This is a genomic window from Acidovorax cavernicola, from assembly GCF_003581445.1.
Genome location: NZ_QXMN01000208.1, coordinates 1 through 1,480, shown reverse-complemented (window position 1 = coordinate 1,480; position 1,480 = coordinate 1). Strand labels below are relative to the sequence as shown.

At 71.1% G+C, this 1,480-nt stretch carries 2 protein-coding genes; both read left to right on the top strand.

The window, feature by feature from the left end:
- Positions 1–838, top strand: an 838-nt coding sequence (locus D3H34_RS32560; protein WP_147400591.1) for an AMP-binding protein, incomplete at its 5' end; no start/stop codon positions are given.
- Positions 839–848: 10 nt separating this feature from the next.
- A partial coding sequence (locus D3H34_RS32555) for an SDR family NAD(P)-dependent oxidoreductase (protein WP_119558852.1) occupies positions 849–1,480 on the top strand: 632 nt, incomplete at its 3' end.

Below are 1,480 nucleotides of genomic sequence, written 5' to 3'. Positions count from 1 at the left end.
CGTGCGCTTCTTCTTCTACTCGGGCGCGGGGCTGTCGCAGCCCGTCTGGGACAGCCTGCACGCGACGCAGGAAGCCGCGCTGGGCGAGCGCATCATCATGGCCACGGGACTGGGCATGACCGAGTCGGCGCCGTCGGCGCTGTTCGTCAACAGCCCCGATGTCACGGCCGGCGACATCGGCAGCCCCGTGCCCGGAACCACCGTCAAGCTGGTCGATATCGACGGCAAGACCGAAGTCCGCTACCGCGGCCCGAACATCACGCCCGGCTACTGGCGCAACGCCGAAGCCACGCGCGCAGCCTTCGACGACGAAGGGTTCCTCTGCACCGGCGACGCCGTGCGCTGGATAGACCCCGACAACGTGCACCGCGGCCTGCGCTTCGACGGCCGCATCGCCGAAGACTTCAAGCTGGCCACGGGCACTTTCGTCAGCGTGGGTCCGCTGCGCACCAGGGTGCTGGCCGCGGGCGCGCCCTATCTGCAGGACGTGGTCGTCACGGGGCTGAACCACAAGGAAGTCGGCCTGCTGATGTTTCCCGCGCCGCGCTGCCGCGACCTCAGCGGCCTGGGCGCCGACGCGCCCTGGGCCGAAGTGCTGGCCAGCGACGGCGTGCGCGCGCAGATCGAGGCCTTGCTGGGCGAACTCGCGGCCCAGGCCACGGGCAGCGCCAGCCGCGTGGCGCGCGCGCTGCTGCTGGCCGAGCCGCCGTCGCTGGACCGCGGCGAAATCACCGACAAGGGTTCGGTCAACCAGCGCGCCGTGCTGAGCCACCGCGCGGCGCTCGTGGAGTCGCTGCACGACGGCAGCGCAGAAAACATTCTTTTCCCCAAAGCCTGAGAAGACCATCATGCAAATCCAAGGACATACCGCACTCGTCACCGGCGGCGCTTCGGGCCTGGGTGAAGCCACGGCGCGCGAACTCGCACGCCTGGGCGCCAAGGTCGCGATTCTCGACCGCAACCTGGCCGACGCCGAACGCGTGGCCGCGTCGATCAACGCCGAGCATGGCGCGGGCCGCGCGCTGGCCTGCGAATGCGACATCACCGACACCGCGAGCGTCACGGCCGCGCTGGCCCGGGCCCAGGCCGGTCTCGGCGAGGCGCGCATGCTGATGAACGTCGCGGGCATAGGCAGCGCCAAACGCATCGTGCAGCGCGACGGCAGCGCCGCGCCGCTCGAGGACTTCACGCGCGTGGTCCAGGTCAACCTGATCGGCGCCTACAACGTCAGCCGGCTGTTCGCCGCGGCCTGCGCCAGGCTCGCGCCGCTGGAGGGCGGCGAGCGCGGCGTGATGCTGTTCACCGCCTCGGTCGCGGCCTTCGACGGCCAGGTGGGCCAGCAGGCCTACAGCGCGTCCAAGGGCGGGCTGGTGGGCATGACGCTGCCCATGGCGCGCGATCTCGCGCAGCACGGCATCCGGGTCTGCACCATCGCGCCCGGCCTGTTCGCCACGCCGCTGATGCAGGAGCTGCCCGAAGC